Annotated in this window: 27 protein-coding genes; all 27 read right to left on the bottom strand. The window is 56.9% G+C overall.

Features of this window, described 5'->3' with window-relative positions:
* Window positions 1–134: 134 nt before the first annotated feature.
* Window positions 135–530, bottom strand: a complete 396-nt coding sequence (rplQ, locus tag CR105_RS15295; RefSeq protein ID WP_099789597.1) for a 50S ribosomal protein L17 — start codon at window positions 528–530, stop codon at window positions 135–137.
* Between the two features lie 130 nt (window positions 531–660).
* Window positions 661–1,638, bottom strand: a complete 978-nt coding sequence (locus CR105_RS15290; RefSeq protein WP_099789594.1) for a DNA-directed RNA polymerase subunit alpha — start codon at window positions 1,636–1,638, stop codon at window positions 661–663.
* Between the two features lie 123 nt (window positions 1,639–1,761).
* Window positions 1,762–2,385 carry a 30S ribosomal protein S4 gene (rpsD, locus tag CR105_RS15285; protein WP_099789591.1) on the bottom strand — a complete coding sequence of 208 codons (624 nt, stop codon included), beginning with the start codon at window positions 2,383–2,385 and terminating at the stop codon, window positions 1,762–1,764.
* A 189-nt stretch (window positions 2,386–2,574) separates the two neighbouring features.
* Window positions 2,575–2,979, bottom strand: a complete 405-nt coding sequence (rpsK, locus tag CR105_RS15280) for a 30S ribosomal protein S11 (protein WP_008444339.1) — start codon at window positions 2,977–2,979, stop codon at window positions 2,575–2,577.
* A 13-nt stretch (window positions 2,980–2,992) separates the two neighbouring features.
* The gene (rpsM, locus tag CR105_RS15275) at window positions 2,993–3,358 is read right to left on the bottom strand and encodes a 30S ribosomal protein S13 (protein WP_099789589.1); all 366 of its coding nucleotides are present in this window, start codon (window positions 3,356–3,358) and stop codon (window positions 2,993–2,995) included.
* Between the two features lie 29 nt (window positions 3,359–3,387).
* On the bottom strand, window positions 3,388–3,501 hold the full coding sequence (rpmJ, locus tag CR105_RS15270) for a 50S ribosomal protein L36 (RefSeq protein WP_010394471.1): 114 nt from the start codon (window positions 3,499–3,501) through the stop codon (window positions 3,388–3,390).
* 41 nt (window positions 3,502–3,542) lie between these two features.
* The gene (gene infA / locus CR105_RS15265; RefSeq protein WP_005663428.1) at window positions 3,543–3,761 is read right to left on the bottom strand and encodes a translation initiation factor IF-1; all 219 of its coding nucleotides are present in this window, start codon (window positions 3,759–3,761) and stop codon (window positions 3,543–3,545) included.
* A 23-nt stretch (window positions 3,762–3,784) separates the two neighbouring features.
* Window positions 3,785–5,119 carry a preprotein translocase subunit SecY gene (secY, locus tag CR105_RS15260; protein WP_099789586.1) on the bottom strand — a complete coding sequence of 445 codons (1,335 nt, stop codon included), beginning with the start codon at window positions 5,117–5,119 and terminating at the stop codon, window positions 3,785–3,787.
* A 29-nt stretch (window positions 5,120–5,148) separates the two neighbouring features.
* Complete coding sequence (gene rplO, locus CR105_RS15255) at window positions 5,149–5,580, bottom strand: 50S ribosomal protein L15 (protein WP_099789584.1); 432 nt, start codon at window positions 5,578–5,580, stop codon at window positions 5,149–5,151.
* Between the two features lie 28 nt (window positions 5,581–5,608).
* Window positions 5,609–5,803, bottom strand: coding sequence for a 50S ribosomal protein L30 (rpmD, locus tag CR105_RS15250; protein WP_099789581.1), 195 nt, complete (start codon window positions 5,801–5,803; stop codon window positions 5,609–5,611).
* 10 nt (window positions 5,804–5,813) lie between these two features.
* Window positions 5,814–6,332: a 30S ribosomal protein S5 gene (gene rpsE / locus CR105_RS15245; RefSeq protein WP_099789578.1), complete on the bottom strand. Its 519-nt coding sequence runs from the start codon at window positions 6,330–6,332 to the stop codon at window positions 5,814–5,816.
* 12 nt (window positions 6,333–6,344) lie between these two features.
* A complete protein-coding gene (gene rplR / locus CR105_RS15240; protein WP_099789575.1) occupies window positions 6,345–6,707 on the bottom strand; it encodes a 50S ribosomal protein L18 in 363 nt (120 codons plus the stop codon).
* A gap of 11 nt (window positions 6,708–6,718) precedes the next feature.
* Entirely contained in the window at window positions 6,719–7,252 is a 534-nt protein-coding gene (gene rplF / locus CR105_RS15235; RefSeq protein WP_099789573.1) for a 50S ribosomal protein L6, read from the bottom strand.
* A gap of 10 nt (window positions 7,253–7,262) precedes the next feature.
* Window positions 7,263–7,658 (bottom strand): 30S ribosomal protein S8, encoded by a 396-nt coding sequence (rpsH, locus tag CR105_RS15230; RefSeq protein ID WP_099789570.1) that lies wholly within the window; start codon window positions 7,656–7,658, stop codon window positions 7,263–7,265.
* Window positions 7,659–7,672: 14 nt separating this feature from the next.
* A complete protein-coding gene (gene rpsN / locus CR105_RS15225) occupies window positions 7,673–7,978 on the bottom strand; it encodes a 30S ribosomal protein S14 (RefSeq protein WP_099789568.1) in 306 nt (101 codons plus the stop codon).
* A gap of 4 nt (window positions 7,979–7,982) precedes the next feature.
* A complete protein-coding gene (rplE, locus tag CR105_RS15220) occupies window positions 7,983–8,522 on the bottom strand; it encodes a 50S ribosomal protein L5 (RefSeq protein WP_099789565.1) in 540 nt (179 codons plus the stop codon).
* Between the two features lie 2 nt (window positions 8,523–8,524).
* Window positions 8,525–8,839 carry a 50S ribosomal protein L24 gene (gene rplX / locus CR105_RS15215; protein WP_099789562.1) on the bottom strand — a complete coding sequence of 105 codons (315 nt, stop codon included), beginning with the start codon at window positions 8,837–8,839 and terminating at the stop codon, window positions 8,525–8,527.
* A gap of 9 nt (window positions 8,840–8,848) precedes the next feature.
* On the bottom strand, window positions 8,849–9,217 hold the full coding sequence (gene rplN / locus CR105_RS15210) for a 50S ribosomal protein L14 (RefSeq protein ID WP_099789560.1): 369 nt from the start codon (window positions 9,215–9,217) through the stop codon (window positions 8,849–8,851).
* Window positions 9,218–9,536: 319 nt separating this feature from the next.
* Window positions 9,537–9,809, bottom strand: coding sequence for a 30S ribosomal protein S17 (rpsQ, locus tag CR105_RS15205; RefSeq protein WP_099789557.1), 273 nt, complete (start codon window positions 9,807–9,809; stop codon window positions 9,537–9,539).
* Entirely contained in the window at window positions 9,806–9,997 is a 192-nt protein-coding gene (gene rpmC / locus CR105_RS15200) for a 50S ribosomal protein L29 (protein ID WP_099789554.1), read from the bottom strand. Before rpmC ends, rpsQ begins: the two co-directional genes overlap by 4 nt.
* A gap of 12 nt (window positions 9,998–10,009) precedes the next feature.
* Window positions 10,010–10,429 carry a 50S ribosomal protein L16 gene (gene rplP / locus CR105_RS15195; RefSeq protein ID WP_099789552.1) on the bottom strand — a complete coding sequence of 140 codons (420 nt, stop codon included), beginning with the start codon at window positions 10,427–10,429 and terminating at the stop codon, window positions 10,010–10,012.
* A gap of 2 nt (window positions 10,430–10,431) precedes the next feature.
* Window positions 10,432–11,289 carry a 30S ribosomal protein S3 gene (gene rpsC, locus CR105_RS15190; RefSeq protein WP_099789550.1) on the bottom strand — a complete coding sequence of 286 codons (858 nt, stop codon included), beginning with the start codon at window positions 11,287–11,289 and terminating at the stop codon, window positions 10,432–10,434.
* 9 nt (window positions 11,290–11,298) lie between these two features.
* Entirely contained in the window at window positions 11,299–11,631 is a 333-nt protein-coding gene (gene rplV, locus CR105_RS15185) for a 50S ribosomal protein L22 (RefSeq protein ID WP_180279404.1), read from the bottom strand.
* Window positions 11,628–11,903 carry a 30S ribosomal protein S19 gene (gene rpsS, locus CR105_RS15180; protein WP_099789546.1) on the bottom strand — a complete coding sequence of 92 codons (276 nt, stop codon included), beginning with the start codon at window positions 11,901–11,903 and terminating at the stop codon, window positions 11,628–11,630. The genes rplV and rpsS overlap by 4 nt, the downstream gene beginning before the upstream one ends.
* A gap of 9 nt (window positions 11,904–11,912) precedes the next feature.
* Window positions 11,913–12,740, bottom strand: a complete 828-nt coding sequence (rplB, locus tag CR105_RS15175) for a 50S ribosomal protein L2 (RefSeq protein ID WP_099789543.1) — start codon at window positions 12,738–12,740, stop codon at window positions 11,913–11,915.
* On the bottom strand, window positions 12,740–13,057 hold the full coding sequence (gene rplW, locus CR105_RS15170) for a 50S ribosomal protein L23 (RefSeq protein ID WP_099789540.1): 318 nt from the start codon (window positions 13,055–13,057) through the stop codon (window positions 12,740–12,742). The genes rplB and rplW overlap by 1 nt, the downstream gene beginning before the upstream one ends.
* Window positions 13,054–13,677 (bottom strand): 50S ribosomal protein L4, encoded by a 624-nt coding sequence (rplD, locus tag CR105_RS15165; RefSeq protein ID WP_099789537.1) that lies wholly within the window; start codon window positions 13,675–13,677, stop codon window positions 13,054–13,056. Before rplD ends, rplW begins: the two co-directional genes overlap by 4 nt.
* Window positions 13,678–13,679: the final 2 nt, after the last annotated feature.

Here is a 13,679-nt window from a genome sequence, read left to right as displayed (position 1 = left end):
ATTGCTAACATGAGCTTGGAAATCCGTCATGAATGTATTTGCACAAGCTGTAAAGATTACCGACATTCATCCATGGCGCCAAAAAACAAAAAGCCAGGCTAGGCCTGGCTTTCATTGTGCAACGAACGCGCTGATTACTCGGCGGTTGGCGCTTCTTCAACATCGGTGACTTCTGGACGGTCCATCAGTTCGACGTAGCACATCGGTGCATTGTCGCCGACGCGGAAACCCATTTTCAGGATACGCAGATAGCCACCGTTACGGTTGGCGTAGCGTGGGCCCAGTTCAGCGAACAGCTTCAGGACCATTTCGCGGTCGCGCAGGCGGGCGAATGCCAGGCGCTTGTTGGCCAGGGTGTCGGTCTTGCCCATGGTCAGGATCGGCTCGATCACTTTGCGCAGTTCCTTAGCCTTAGGAACGGTGGTCTTGATGGCTTCATGACGCAGCAGGGAAACGGTCATGTTGCGCAGCATGGCGAGGCGGTGGGACGAAGTACGATTCAGCTTGCGAAGGCCGTGACGGTGACGCATGGTAATTCCTTTCGAGTGTTTTTATTCCAGTTCTTCGATCGGTGATTGCTATGAATCGCCGCGGACCGGTTTTAAAAATTGAGTTAAAAAATGCCGGCCGGGCAATGTGCACGGCCGGGGTACGACAAAATTACTTCTCCAAGCCGGCAGGCGGCCAGTTTTCCAGCTTCATGCCCAGGGTCAAGCCACGCGATGCAAGGACTTCCTTGATCTCGTTGAGCGACTTGCGGCCCAGGTTTGGCGTCTTCAGCAGCTCGTTTTCCGAACGCTGGATCAGGTCGCCGATGTAGTAGATGTTTTCGGCCTTCAGGCAGTTGGCCGAACGCACCGTCAGCTCGAGGTCGTCGACTGGACGCAGCAGGATCGGATCGACCAGCGGCGCGCGCGATGGCGCTTCAGCGGCAGCTTCCGTGCCTTCCAGTGCAGCGAACACGTTGAGCTGATCGACCAGGACGCGGGCCGACTGGCGGATCGCTTCTTCTGGCGTGATCACGCCGTTCGTTTCGATGTTGATGACCAGCTTGTCGAGGTCGGTACGCTGTTCGACACGGGCCGACTCAACGAAGTACGACACGCGGCGCACCGGCGAGAACGAAGCGTCCAGGATGATGCGGCCGATCGTCTTGTTGGTGTCTTCCGACAGGCGGCGCACGTTACCAGGAACGTAGCCACGGCCTTTTTCGACCTTGATCTGCATGTCGAGCTTGCCGCCGGCGGTCAGGTGAGCGATCACGTGGTCCGGGTTGATCAGTTCGACGTCATGCGGCAGGTCGATGTCGGACGCCAGGATTGCGCCTTCGCCTTCCTTTTTCAGGGTCAGGGTGACGGAATCGCGGTTGTGCACTTTGAAGACGACGCCCTTCAGGTTCAGCAGCAGGTCGACGACGTCTTCCTGCACGCCGTCCAGCGACGAATACTCATGGACGACGCCGGCGATCGTCACTTCGGTTGGCGCGTAGCCGACCATCGACGACAGCAGGACGCGGCGCAGCGCATTACCCAATGTGTGGCCATAGCCACGCTCGAACGGCTCCATCACGACTTTGGCGTGACCGGCACCGAGGGATTCAACATCGATAATACGTGGCTTCAACAAACTGTTTTGCATGAAATGTCCTTTTCAATACCCTCGGCTCGTTACGCCGATAAGGCTGATGGCATTAGTGAAAACGCCCGCTCCTTGTGGAGCGGGCGGGGATACGGCAGCGGCAGCGTCAAACGCGGCCGGTGTTTAACGCGAGTACAGCTCGACGATCAGCGCTTCGTTGACGTCGTTGGCGATCTCGTTACGCTCTGGGAACGAACGGAAAGTGCCTTCCATCTTCTTCGAATCGACCGACACCCAGCTCGGCATGCCGACCTGCTCAGCGAGCGACAGTGCTTCGACGATACGAACCTGCTTCTTCGACTTTTCGCGCACGGCGATGACGTCGCCGGTCTTGACGGCGTAGGAAGCGATGTTGACGACATTGCCGTTCACGGTGAACGCTTTATGGCTGACCAACTGGCGCGCTTCGGCGCGGGTCGAGCCAAAGCCCATCCGGTAGCAGACGTTGTCGAGACGCGCTTCCAGCAAACGCAGCAGCGTTTCGCCGGTGTTGCCCTTGCGACGGTTCGCTTCGGCGAAGTAGCGGCGGAACTGACGCTCCAGGATGCCGTACATGCGCTTGACTTTTTGCTTTTCGCGGAGCTGATTGCCGTAGTCCGAAGTGCGGGCGCCGGATTTGACACCGTGCTGGCCTGGCTTGACGTCCAGTTTGCATTTCGAATCGAGCGAACGACGTGCGCTCTTGAGGAACAGGTCCGTACCTTCACGGCGGGACAATTTTGCTTTAGGTCCGATATAACGTGCCACGATGCTTCCTTTGTTTTAAGTGACGCCCCGAGGATCCCGCAGGATGCGACAGGCGCTAGTCCAATTCTGATAGTCAGTTGGACGGTGGCTTCAATACCTGGCGCACGAGTGCGGCACAGGCGACGACAGCCGGGCAGTATACCCTATTCGGGAACTGCACCGGCGATCTTTTTACAGAAACGCGGCGTATTAGATACGACGACGCTTCGGTGGACGGCAACCGTTGTGCGGTACTGGCGTCACGTCCTGGATTTCGGTGATCTTGATACCCAGGTTGTTCAAAGCGCGAACTGCCGACTCACGACCAGGACCTGGGCCCTTGATGCGTACTTCGAGGTTCTTCACGCCGCACTCGACAGCGACCTTGCCTGCAGCTTCAGCGGCGACCTGCGCTGCGAACGGGGTCGATTTACGCGAACCCTTGAAGCCTGCACCGCCGGACGTCGCCCACGACAGGGCATTGCCCTGGCGATCGGTGATCGTGATGATGGTGTTGTTAAACGATGCGTGGACGTGGGCGATGCCTTCGGCGACGTTCTTTTTAACTTTTTTGCGAACGCGCGCTGCTGCGGCGCTGCTTTGTTGCTTAGCCATAGTTGTTTCCTAGTTATTTCTTAAGCGATTGAGCGGCCTTGCGCGGACCTTTACGGGTACGGGCATTGGTGCGTGTACGCTGGCCGCGGCAAGGCAGGCCTTTACGGTGACGCATTCCGCGGTAGCAGCCCAGGTCCATCAAACGCTTGATGTTCATGGACAGTTCGCGGCGCAGATCGCCTTCAACGACAAACTTCGCGACTTCGTCACGCAGCTTTTCGAGTTCGTTATCGTCCAGGTCTTTGACTTTTTTATTCGTCGCTACACCGGTTGCATCGCAGATTTTCTGCGAGCGTGGACGGCCAACACCGTAGATCGCCGTCAGGCCGATAACAGTGTGCTGATGATTTGGGATGTTTACCCCTGCAATACGTGCCATTCGTTATTCCTCAATAAATAACGTTAAGTTTAACCTTGACGCTGTTTGTGACGCGGTTCCACGCAGATTACGCGGACAACGCCTTTGCGCTTGATGATCTTGCAGTTGCGGCAGATCCGCTTGACTGATGCGAGAACTTTCATATTTGCACTCTCTTAGTTCGGATGGTTCGATTTCAAAATGTTTACTTGGTACGGAACACAATCCGGGCCCGGCTCAAGTCGTACGGCGTCAGTTCCACCGTCACCTTGTCGCCGGGAAGAATGCGAATGTAATTCATGCGCATTTTACCCGAAATGTGGCCGAGCACCACGTGGCCGTTTTCCAGCTTTACTCGAAATGTCGCGTTGGGGAGATTCTCAAGAATCTCGCCCTGCATTTGTATGACGTCGTCTTTTGCCATTCGGTCTGTGCACTCCTGGGCGCTTATCGCGTCGGAATTCCGCCCTTGAAATTTGCCTTGCGCAGCAGCGATTCATATTGCTGCGACATGACGTAGTTTTGTACTTGAGCCATGAAGTCCATGGTGACAACCACAATAATCAACAGGGAAGTACCGCCAAAGTAAAATGGCACTTTCCATTGGGCCTGCATAAATTCCGGCAGCATGCACACCAGCGTGATATACACCGCGCCAGCCAACGTCAACCGCATCAGGATCTTGTCGATGTAGCGGGCGGTCTGGTCGCCGGGACGAATCCCCGGCACAAACGCACCGCTCTTCTTCAAGTTATCCGCTGTTTCCTTGCTGTTAAACACCAGCGCCGTATAGAAGAAACAGAAAAACACGATCGCGGTTGCATACAGCAGCGCGTAGATCGGCTCGCCGGGCGCCATCGACCCTGCCAGGTCCTTCAGGAAACCGATCACCGGGCTGGTTGAATCCTTGCCCTTGGTGAACCAGTCCACGATGGTGGCCGGGAACATGATGATCGACGACGCGAAGATCGGCGGGATCACGCCGGCCATGTTCAGCTTCAACGGCAAGTGGCTGGTCTGACCGCCATATACCTTGTTGCCGACCTGGCGCTTCGCATAGTTGACCAGGATCTTGCGCTGGCCGCGTTCGACGAATACCACGAAGTACGTTACCAGCACCACCAGTACGATGATGAAGATCGCTGCAAGGCTGCTGATCGAACCGTTCGAGATCAAGGTGAACAAGCCACCCAGTGCCGACGGCAGACCGGCTGCGATACCGGCAAAAATGATGATCGAAATACCGTTGCCCAAGCCGCGTTCGGTGATCTGCTCGCCGAGCCACATCAGGAACATGGTACCGGTCAGCAAAGTGACCACGGTCACGAAGCGGAACGCCATGCCAGGATCGAGCACCAGGCCGGCTTGCGATTCGAGCGCCACGGCAATGCCGAATGCCTGGAACAGAGCCAGCGCCACCGTAAAATACCGGGTGTACTGGGTGATCTTGCGGCGTCCTGCTTCGCCTTCCTTCTTCAGCGCTTCCATCGTCGGCGAGACGATCGACACCAGCTGCATGATGATCGAGGCCGAGATATACGGCATGATTCCGAGCGCGAACACGGTGAAGCGGGACAAGGCGCCGCCCGAGAACATGTTGAACATGCCCAGGATGCCGCCTTCATTCTGCTTGAACAATGCCGCCAGCTGCACTGGATCGATGCCGGGAACCGGGACGTGAGCACCGATCCGGTACACCACCAGGGCGCCAAGCAAAAACCACAGCCGGCCCCACGGGAAACCGGCTGCCGCACTCTTACCAGATTGAGAATTAGTCGCCAATTTTTGCTCCGATCAAGCCGTTAGCCAACTCAGGCTACCGAGCCGCCAGCTGCTTCGATGGCCGCTTTCGCGCCTGCAGTTACTTTCAAGCCCTTGAGGTTCACCGCTTTGGTGACTTCGCCGGACAGGATCACGCGGACATCGCGCGCCAGTACTTGCAGGATGCCGGCTTGCTTGAGCACCAGGATGTCGACGTCGCCGACAGGCAGGTTGTTCAGGTCCGACAGGCGAACTTCTGCCTTGAACGTTGCATTGAGCGACTTGAAACCGCGCTTTGGCAGACGGCGTTGCAGAGGCATCTGACCGCCTTCGAAACCGACTTTGTGGAAACCACCCGAACGCGACTTCTGACCCTTGTGACCACGGCCAGCGGTTTTACCGATGCCCGAGCCAATACCACGACCGACGCGACGCTTGTAGTGCTTGGCGCCTTCGGCTGGCTGGATTGTATTCAATTCCATTGTTTTCTCCGTTCGCAAGCCCGAAGGCTTACGAGACAACTTTAACGAGGTACGAGACTTTGTTGATCATGCCGCGCACCGATGGGGTGTCTTCCAACTCGGAGACCGAGTTGACGCGGCGCAGACCCAGGCCGCGCACGGTCGCGCGATGCGATTCGCGCGTGCCGATCAGGCCCATGACCAACTGAACTTTGACGGTTTTGGTAGCTGTAGCTTTAGTCATTGTGTTCACCTTAAGCCAGGATGTCTTCAACCGACTTGCCGCGCTTGGCGGCGATGTCGGAAGCCGTGCTCATTTTCGACAGACCGTCGAGCGTGGCACGAACCAGGTTGTAAGGGTTCGACGAGCCAGTGGATTTCGCCACGACATCGGTCACGCCCATTACTTCGAAGATAGCGCGCATTGCGCCGCCGGCGATCACGCCCGTACCAGGCTTGGCAGGCATCATCATTACTTTCGATGCGCCGTGACGGCCAGAAACGGTGTGGTGCAGGGTGCCGTTCTTGAGAGGAACCTTGATCAAGTTGCGACGGGCTTCTTCCATTGCCTTCTGCACACCAACCGGAACTTCCTTCGACTTGCCCTTGCCCATGCCGATGCGGCCATCGCCGTCACCGACGACGGTCAACGCGGCGAAACCCATGATACGACCACCCTTGACCACTTTGGTCACGCGGTTGATCGCGATCATTTTTTCGCGCATGCCATCATCCGGCTTGTCGCTTTGCATTTTAGCTTGCATTTTTGCCATGACGATTCTTCCTTAGAACTTCAGACCGGCTTCACGCGCGGCTTCTGCCAACGCCTTCACACGGCCGTGGTAACGGAAACCGGAGCGGTCAAACGCAACTTCGGTAATCCCTGCTTTCAGTGCTTTCTCGGCGACGCGCTTGCCGACCAGAGCGGCAGCGGCGGCATTGCCACCCTTGCCGGTCTTGCCTGCCAGTTCGGCGCGCACTTCGGCTTCGGCGGTCGAGGCCGAAACCAGGATCTTTGCGTCCGGGCTGATCAGGTTGGCGTAAATGTGCAGGTTGGTACGATGTACCGACAAGCGATTTACTTTCATCTCCGCAATTTTGATGCGGGTCTGGCGTCCACGACGCAGACGTGATTCTTTCTTGTCCATGGTCAGCCCTATTATTTCTTCTTGGTTTCTTTAAGCTTAACCACCTCGTTCGCATAGCGAACGCCCTTGCCTTTGTAAGGCTCGGGTGGGCGGTAAGCGCGCACTTCAGCGGCAACCTGGCCAACCTGTTGACGGTCGATCCCTTTGATCAGGATCTCGGTCGGGGTCGGGGTCGTTGCGGTGACGCCAGCTGGCATCGCATGGGCAACCGGGTGCGAGAAACCGAGCGACAGGTTCAGCTTGTCGCCGGCAGCCTGGGCTTTGTAGCCCACGCCGACCAGCGTCAGCTTCTTCTCGAAGCCCTTGGTCACACCATTGACCATGTTGTTGACCAGTGCACGCAAGGTGCCGGACATCGCATTCGACTCGCGGCTGTCGTTGACTACGTCAAACGTCAGCGTGCCGTCCTTGTTTTCGATCTTTACCAGGCCATTGAGGGGCTGAACCAGCGTACCCAATGGACCTTTTACCGTGATCGCTGCTGCAGTGATCGCCACATCGGCGCCAGCTGGGACAGCGATTGGCATCTTAGCTACTCGAGACATCGTCTACTCCTTAGGCCACGTAGCAAATAACTTCGCCGCCGACACCGGTGGCGCGCGCTTTGCGGTCAGTCATGACGCCTTGCGGGGTCGACACAATCGCCACGCCCAAGCCATTCATGACTGTAGGGATATCATCTTTGCCCTTGTAGACGCGCAGCCCTGGACGGGACACGCGATCGAGGCGCTCGATGACCGGACGGCCAGCGTAATACTTCAAACCGATTTTCAGTTCCGCTTTACCACCGGCTTCGGTGACTGCGAAATCTTCAATGTAACCCTCGTCCTTGAGGACGTTGGCAATCGCCACTTTGACTTTCGACGACGGCATTGCCACGGTCGTTTTCTGTACGCCCTGGGCGTTGCGAATGCGGGTCAGCATATCGGCGATAGGATCGCTCATACTCATTGCATATTCTCCTATTACCAGCTTGCTTTAGTCATACCCGGAATTTCACCACGCATGGCGAATTCACGGAGCTTGATACGGGCCAGACCGAATTTACGGAATGTGCCACGCGGGCGACCGGTGATCGCGCAGCGGTTACGCTGGCGGGTCGGTGCCGAGTTGCGCGGCAATGCCTGCAACTTCAAACGGGCTTCATAACGTTCTTCTTCCGTCTTCGACTGGTCATCGATGATGGCTTTCAGAGCGGCACGCTTCGGGGCGAATTTCTCCACCAGGTCTGCACGCTTCTGTTCGCGGTTGATCAGTGATAGTTTTGCCATGATCTCAGTTTCTGAACGGAAATTTAAAGGCGGCGAGGAGGGCTTTCGCTTCGTCGTCGGTCTTGGCGGTTGTCGTGATGCTGATATTCATACCGCGCAACGCGTCAATCTTGTCGTACTCGATCTCAGGGAAAATGATCTGTTCCTTGACGCCGATGTTGTAGTTACCACGGCCATCGAACGAGCGGCCATTGACACCACGGAAGTCACGCACGCGCGGCAGGGCCACGGTGATGAAGCGGTCGAGGAACTCGTACATGCGGGCGCCGCGCAGCGTCACCATCGCACCGATCGGGTAGCCTTCACGGATCTTGAAGCCGGCGATTGCCTTGCGTGCCTTGGTCGTCACTGGCTTCTGGCCGGCGATTTTCGTCAGGTCGCCAGTGGCGTGCTCGATGATCTTCTTGTCCGCGATCGCTTCGCCAAGGCCCATGTTCAGGGTGATCTTGGTCAGGCGCGGTACTTCCATTGCCGATTTGTAGCCAAATTTGGCGACCAGGTCGGCAACGACCTTATCTTTATAAAATTGCTGGAGACGGGCCATGATTAAACTTTCACTACTTCGCCGGAAGACACAAATACGCGGACTTTCTTGCCGTCGACGTCTTTGAAGCTTACGCGGTCTGCCTTGCCAGTCGCTGCATTGAACAATGCAACGTTGGACACGTGAATCGGCATTGTCTTATCGACGATACCACCAGTTACACCGGTCATTGGGTTAGGCTTGGTCGCTTTTTTAGCGATGTTGACGCCTTCAACCACGACATGCTCAGCATCGATACGTTGCTGAACTACACCGCGCTTGCCCTTGTCTTTCCCGGTCAGAACGATGACTTCGTCGTTTTTACGAATCTTATCCATTACGACTCCTTACAGGACTTCAGGTGCCAGGGACACGATTTTCATGAACTTCTCAGTGCGCAGTTCGCGCGTGACTGGTCCAAAAATACGCGTACCGATCGGTTCCAGCTTGGCGTTGAGCAGTACGGCGGCGTTGCCGTCGAACTTCACCAGGGAGCCGTCTTGGCGGCGCACACCTTTAGCGGTACGCACAACCACAGCGTTATAAATTTCACCTTTTTTGACACGGCCGCGTGGCGCAGCAACCTTGATGGTCACCTTGATCACGTCGCCAATGCCAGCATAACGGCGCTTGGAACCGCCCAATACCTTGATGCACATGACTTCCTTGGCACCGGTATTGTCGGCCACTTCGAGCCGGCTTTCAGTTTGAATCATAGTATTCTCTTTCCCAACTTAAGCCGAAGAATTCCCACATAGTGGGCCTGCGGTCAGTCTTGGTCCCGCCAGAGGCTCCTGCTGGAGCAACTGATTGGGTGATGGACTTTCCAAAAACTTTCGTTTCGGACCGCTGGCCACCGGGGTGACTAATTTCGCGGCAACACATGAACGAAGCCCGCTAGTATCGCATAACACTGGCGGGCCCGCAAGAACTAAATTGTCTGATCACCCACCGCGCACCCGATGCAACACTGGGCGAACAGAGAGTTGATCAGTTGAGGACCGACCTGGCACGCCAGGTCCTTCCCACAACTTGTCAGATTACTGGTGCTGCTTGTACAACTTTGGTAACCGTCCAAGCTTTGGTCTTGGAGATCGGGCGACCTTCCTGGATCTCGACGGTATCACCCATCTTGACCGAGTTGGTCTCGTCATGCGCGTGATACTTGTTCGAGCGCATGATGATCTTGCCGTACAGCGGGTGCTTGACGTGACGTTCGATCAGGACGGTAACCGTCTTGTCCATCTTGTCGGACACCACTTTACCGACCAGCGTGCGCTTCAGCGCTACTTTAGTAGTTTCGGTCATTTGGCATCCTTCGAGTTCATCACTGTCTTCACACGCGCGATATCGCGGCGTACCTTCTTGAGTTGCGAAGTGTTGTTCAGCTGTTGCGTAGCGATTTGCATGCGCATGCCGAACTGGGCCTTCAACAAGTCATTCAGCTCTTTCTGCAGAGCTGCCTGGTCTTTGCCGCGGAGTTCTGTTGCTTTCATATACAACTCCTTTTATTGGCCGACTTGGCGGATGACAAACGTCGTCGCCAGTGGCAGTTTGGCGGCGGCCAGACGGAACGCTTCCCGGGCCAGCGTCTCGTCGACGCCGTCCATTTCGTACAGTACCTTGCCTGGCTGAATCTCAGCGACGTAGTACTCCGGGTTACCTTTACCGTTACCCATACGAACTTCAGCTGGCTTGTTCGAAATTGGCTTGTCCGGGAAAATACGGATCCAAATACGACCACCGCGCTTGATGTGACGGGTCATGGCACGACGAGCTGCTTCGATCTGACGCGCTGTGATACGGCCGCGGGCAACTGCCTTCAGACCGAATTCACCGAACGAGACAGCGGTGCCGCGTGAATGCGAAATGCCGGTGTTACGGCCTTTCTGCTCTTTACGATACTTCCTGCGTGCTGGTTGCAGCATGGTTATTCTCCTGCTTTCTCAGCGGGGGCTGGGGCTTCAGCAGCTGGGGCGGCGGCAACCGGCAGCTTGACAGCTGGACGGGCACGCACGACAGGTGCGCCAGTGTTGGATGGACGGCCACCGGTCGGCGCGCCGGCTGGGCGCGGACGGCCAGCTGGTTTGCCATCGTCACGGCGTGGGCCGCGGCTCTTCTTGTCGTCGGCCGGGGTATCGATGACTGGTGCGTCGCCGTTTGGCGCGCGGTCACCCTTGTAGACCCAGACCTTGACGCCGATGATGCCGTACGTCGTTGCCGCTTCGCTGGTGCCGTAGTCGATATCGGCGCGCAGGGTGTGCAGAGGCACGCGGCCTTCGCGGTACCACTCTTTACGGGCGATTTCGATGCCGTTCAGACGGCCCGACGACATGATCTTGATACCGAGAGCACCGAGGCGCATTGCATTTTGCATTGCACGCTTCATGGCGCGGCGGAACATGATCCGTTTTTCCAGCTGCTGCGAGATCGAATCGGCGATCAGTTGCGAGTCGATTTCCGGCTTGCGGATTTCTTCGATATTGACGTGCACCGGCACACCCATGATCTTGGTCAGCGCGGTCTTCAGTACTTCGATGTCCTCGCCTTTTTTACCAATGACCACGCCTGGGCGCGAGCTGTAGATCGTGAAGCGCGCGTTCTTGGCAGGACGCTCGATGACGATGCGGCCAACCGAAGCGTTCTTCAGTTTCTTTTTCAGGAACGCACGTGCTGCGAGGTCTTCGTTGAGCATTTGGGCAAAGTTACCATTGCCCGCGTACCAACGCGACGCCCAGTTACGGGTTACTGACAGGCGAAAGCCTGTTGGATGAATCTTCTGTCCCATCGTGACCCCTTAGTTACCGACAGTCACGTAGATGTGACAGGATTGTTTCGAGATACGATCGCCCCGGCCTTTAGCGCGTGCAGTGAAGCGCTTCAGGATCGGGCCCTTTTCAACATAGATCTGGACGATTTTCAGCTCGTCGATGTCAGCGCCATCATTGTGCTCGGCGTTCGCAATGGCGGACTCCAGAACCTTCTTGATGATCGTTGCACCTTTTTTCGGGCTGAACTGCAAGATGTCGAGTGCTGCGCCGACTTTCTTGCCACGGATCAGATCGGCAACCAGACGGCCCTTTTGGTCCGACAGGCGCACACCTTTGAGGATAGCTTTGGTTTCCATTATTTCTTCGCCTTCTTGTCAGCGGCATGGCCCTTGAACGTACGGGTCAGTGCGAATTCGCCGAGCTTGTGACCTACCATGTTCTCGGAGATGTACACCGGCACGTGCAGCTTGCCGTTGTGCACCGCGATCGTCAGGCCGATGAAGTCTGGCGAAATCGTCGAACGGCGCGACCAGGTTTTGACTGGCTTCTTGTCTTTGTTCGCTTGCGCGGTCTCGACTTTTTTCACCAGGTGGGCGTCTTGAAACGGCCCTTTTTTCAATGAACGTGTCATGTCTTATCCTTATTTCTTGCCGCGGCGCGAGACGATCATCGAAGTCGTACGCTTGTTACGGCGCGTCTTCTTACCCTTCGTCTGTTGGCCCCAAGGCGACACTGGATGACGACCAGCTGCGGTTTTACCTTCACCACCACCGTGCGGGTGATCGACCGGGTTCATGACCACACCGCGGACGGTAGGACGAACACCGCGCCAGCGCATCGCGCCAGCTTTACCGATCTTGCGCAGGCTGTGCTCGGCGTTACCGACTTCGCCTACCGTTGCACGGCATTCGATGTGGACGCGGCGCACTTCACCGGAGCGCAGGCGGACCTGGGCGTAGGTGCCTTCGCGGGCCATCAGCACGACGCCGGCGCCGGCGGTACGGGCCATCTGGGCACCCTTACCTGGCAGCATTTCGACACAGTGCATCACGGTACCGACCGGGATGTTGCGGATCGGCAGGCAGTTGCCCGACTTGATCGGCGCTTCCGAACCGTTCATCACGCTGTCGCCAACGGCCATGCCCTTGGTGGCGATGATGTACTGGCGCTCACCGTCTGCATAGCACAGCAGGGCGATGTTCGCGGTACGGTTTGGATCGTATTCGATACGCTCGACCTTTGCCGGAATACCATCCTTCTGACGCTTGAAGTCGATCAGGCGATAGTGCTGCTTATGACCACCGCCGATGTGGCGGGTGGTGATGTGACCGTTGTTGTTACGGCCGGCAGTTTTCGATTTCTTTTCAACCAGGGCAGCGAACGGACGGCCTTTGTACAGGTCCGGATTCACCACCTTCACCATGCCACGACGGCCTGGTGAGGTTGGTTTCATCTTTACGAGTGCCATTATTTAGCCTCCTCGGAGAAGTTGATTTCCTGGCCAGGCTTCAGGCACACGAAAGCACGCTTGGTATGGTTGCGACGGCCATTGAAACGGCCCGAACGCTTTTGCTTACCTTGGCGATTGACTGTCTGCACCGACAGCACTTCAACCTTGAACAACAGTTCAACGGCTGCCTTGATCTCAGGCTTGGTCGCATCCGGCAATACGCGGAACACGATCTGCTCGTTCTTTTCCGCGACCATGGTGGCCTTCTCGGAAATGACCGGCGCCTGGAGCACCTTCATCAGGCGCTCTTCGCTGAATTTGATTACGGCGCTCATGCGAACATCTCCTCGATCATGGCCAGTGCTGCTTTGGTGACCACGATTTTTTTGTAGAACACCAGCGACATCGGATCGGCGTGACGCGGCTCGACGACCAGCACGTTCGGCAGGTTGCGCGATGCGAGCATCAGGTTTTCGTCCGTCGTGTCGGTGATGATCATGACCGATTCCAGACCCATGCCCTGCAGCTTTTGAGCCAGCAGCTTGGTCTTTGGCGCGTCGATCGACAGGCCTTCGACCACAACCAGGCGCTCTTCGCGGGCCAGTTGCGACAGGATCGAGCAGATACCGGCGCGATACATCTTCTTGTTCACTTTGTGGGTGAAGTTCTCGTCAGGCGAGTTCGGGAAGATGCGTCCGCCGCCGCGCCACAGAGGCGACGACGACATACCAGCACGAGCGCGGCCGGTGCCTTTTTGGCGCCATGGCTTTTTGGTCGTGTGATGGACTTCTTCACGGTCTTTCTGCTTGCGGTTACCCGAACGCGCGTTAGCGGCGTAGGCGACCACGATCTGGTGAATCAGGGCTTCGTTGTAGTCACGGCCGAAAACGGTATCGGCGGCGGCGACGTTCGAACCTGCGACAATTCCTTGCTCATTGAGAAGCTTGAGTTCCATAA

The sequence above is a fragment of the Massilia eurypsychrophila genome (assembly GCF_002760655.1).
In the GTDB taxonomy this organism is placed as follows: Bacteria; Pseudomonadota; Gammaproteobacteria; order Burkholderiales; family Burkholderiaceae_D; genus JAFCUW01.
This window is presented reverse-complemented; position numbering and strand designations above follow the sequence as displayed.

Bases quoted from the DNA above. Each gene is read 5' to 3' on its own strand.
- rplQ (WP_099789597.1), bottom strand. From the start codon at position 530: ATGCGTCACCGTCACGGCCTTCGCAAGCTGAATCGTACTTCGTCCCAC.
- CR105_RS15290 (WP_099789594.1), bottom strand. From the start codon at position 1,638: ATGCAAAACAGTTTGTTGAAGCCACGTATTATCGATGTTGAATCCCTC.
- rpsK (WP_008444339.1), bottom strand. From the start codon at position 2,979: ATGGCTAAGCAACAAAGCAGCGCCGCAGCAGCGCGCGTTCGCAAAAAA.
- rpsM (WP_099789589.1), bottom strand. From the start codon at position 3,358: ATGGCACGTATTGCAGGGGTAAACATCCCAAATCATCAGCACACTGTT.
- rpmJ (WP_010394471.1), bottom strand. From the start codon at position 3,501: ATGAAAGTTCTCGCATCAGTCAAGCGGATCTGCCGCAACTGCAAGATC.
- infA (WP_005663428.1), bottom strand. From the start codon at position 3,761: ATGGCAAAAGACGACGTCATACAAATGCAGGGCGAGATTCTTGAGAAT.
- rplO (WP_099789584.1), bottom strand. From the start codon at position 5,580: ATGGAATTGAATACAATCCAGCCAGCCGAAGGCGCCAAGCACTACAAG.
- rpmD (WP_099789581.1), bottom strand. From the start codon at position 5,803: ATGACTAAAGCTACAGCTACCAAAACCGTCAAAGTTCAGTTGGTCATG.
- rpsE (WP_099789578.1), bottom strand. From the start codon at position 6,332: ATGGCAAAAATGCAAGCTAAAATGCAAAGCGACAAGCCGGATGATGGC.
- rplR (WP_099789575.1), bottom strand. From the start codon at position 6,707: ATGGACAAGAAAGAATCACGTCTGCGTCGTGGACGCCAGACCCGCATC.
- rplF (WP_099789573.1), bottom strand. From the start codon at position 7,252: ATGTCTCGAGTAGCTAAGATGCCAATCGCTGTCCCAGCTGGCGCCGAT.
- rpsH (WP_099789570.1), bottom strand. From the start codon at position 7,658: ATGAGTATGAGCGATCCTATCGCCGATATGCTGACCCGCATTCGCAAC.
- rpsN (WP_099789568.1), bottom strand. From the start codon at position 7,978: ATGGCAAAACTATCACTGATCAACCGCGAACAGAAGCGTGCAGACCTG.
- rplE (WP_099789565.1), bottom strand. From the start codon at position 8,522: ATGGCCCGTCTCCAGCAATTTTATAAAGATAAGGTCGTTGCCGACCTG.
- rplX (WP_099789562.1), bottom strand. From the start codon at position 8,839: ATGGATAAGATTCGTAAAAACGACGAAGTCATCGTTCTGACCGGGAAA.
- rplN (WP_099789560.1), bottom strand. From the start codon at position 9,217: ATGATTCAAACTGAAAGCCGGCTCGAAGTGGCCGACAATACCGGTGCC.
- rpsQ (WP_099789557.1), bottom strand. From the start codon at position 9,809: ATGACCGAAACTACTAAAGTAGCGCTGAAGCGCACGCTGGTCGGTAAA.
- rpmC (WP_099789554.1), bottom strand. From the start codon at position 9,997: ATGAAAGCAACAGAACTCCGCGGCAAAGACCAGGCAGCTCTGCAGAAA.
- rplP (WP_099789552.1), bottom strand. From the start codon at position 10,429: ATGCTGCAACCAGCACGCAGGAAGTATCGTAAAGAGCAGAAAGGCCGT.
- rpsC (WP_099789550.1), bottom strand. From the start codon at position 11,289: ATGGGACAGAAGATTCATCCAACAGGCTTTCGCCTGTCAGTAACCCGT.
- rpsS (WP_099789546.1), bottom strand. From the start codon at position 11,903: ATGACACGTTCATTGAAAAAAGGGCCGTTTCAAGACGCCCACCTGGTG.
- rplB (WP_099789543.1), bottom strand. From the start codon at position 12,740: ATGGCACTCGTAAAGATGAAACCAACCTCACCAGGCCGTCGTGGCATG.
- rplW (WP_099789540.1), bottom strand. From the start codon at position 13,057: ATGAGCGCCGTAATCAAATTCAGCGAAGAGCGCCTGATGAAGGTGCTC.
- rplD (WP_099789537.1), bottom strand. From the start codon at position 13,677: ATGGAACTCAAGCTTCTCAATGAGCAAGGAATTGTCGCAGGTTCGAAC.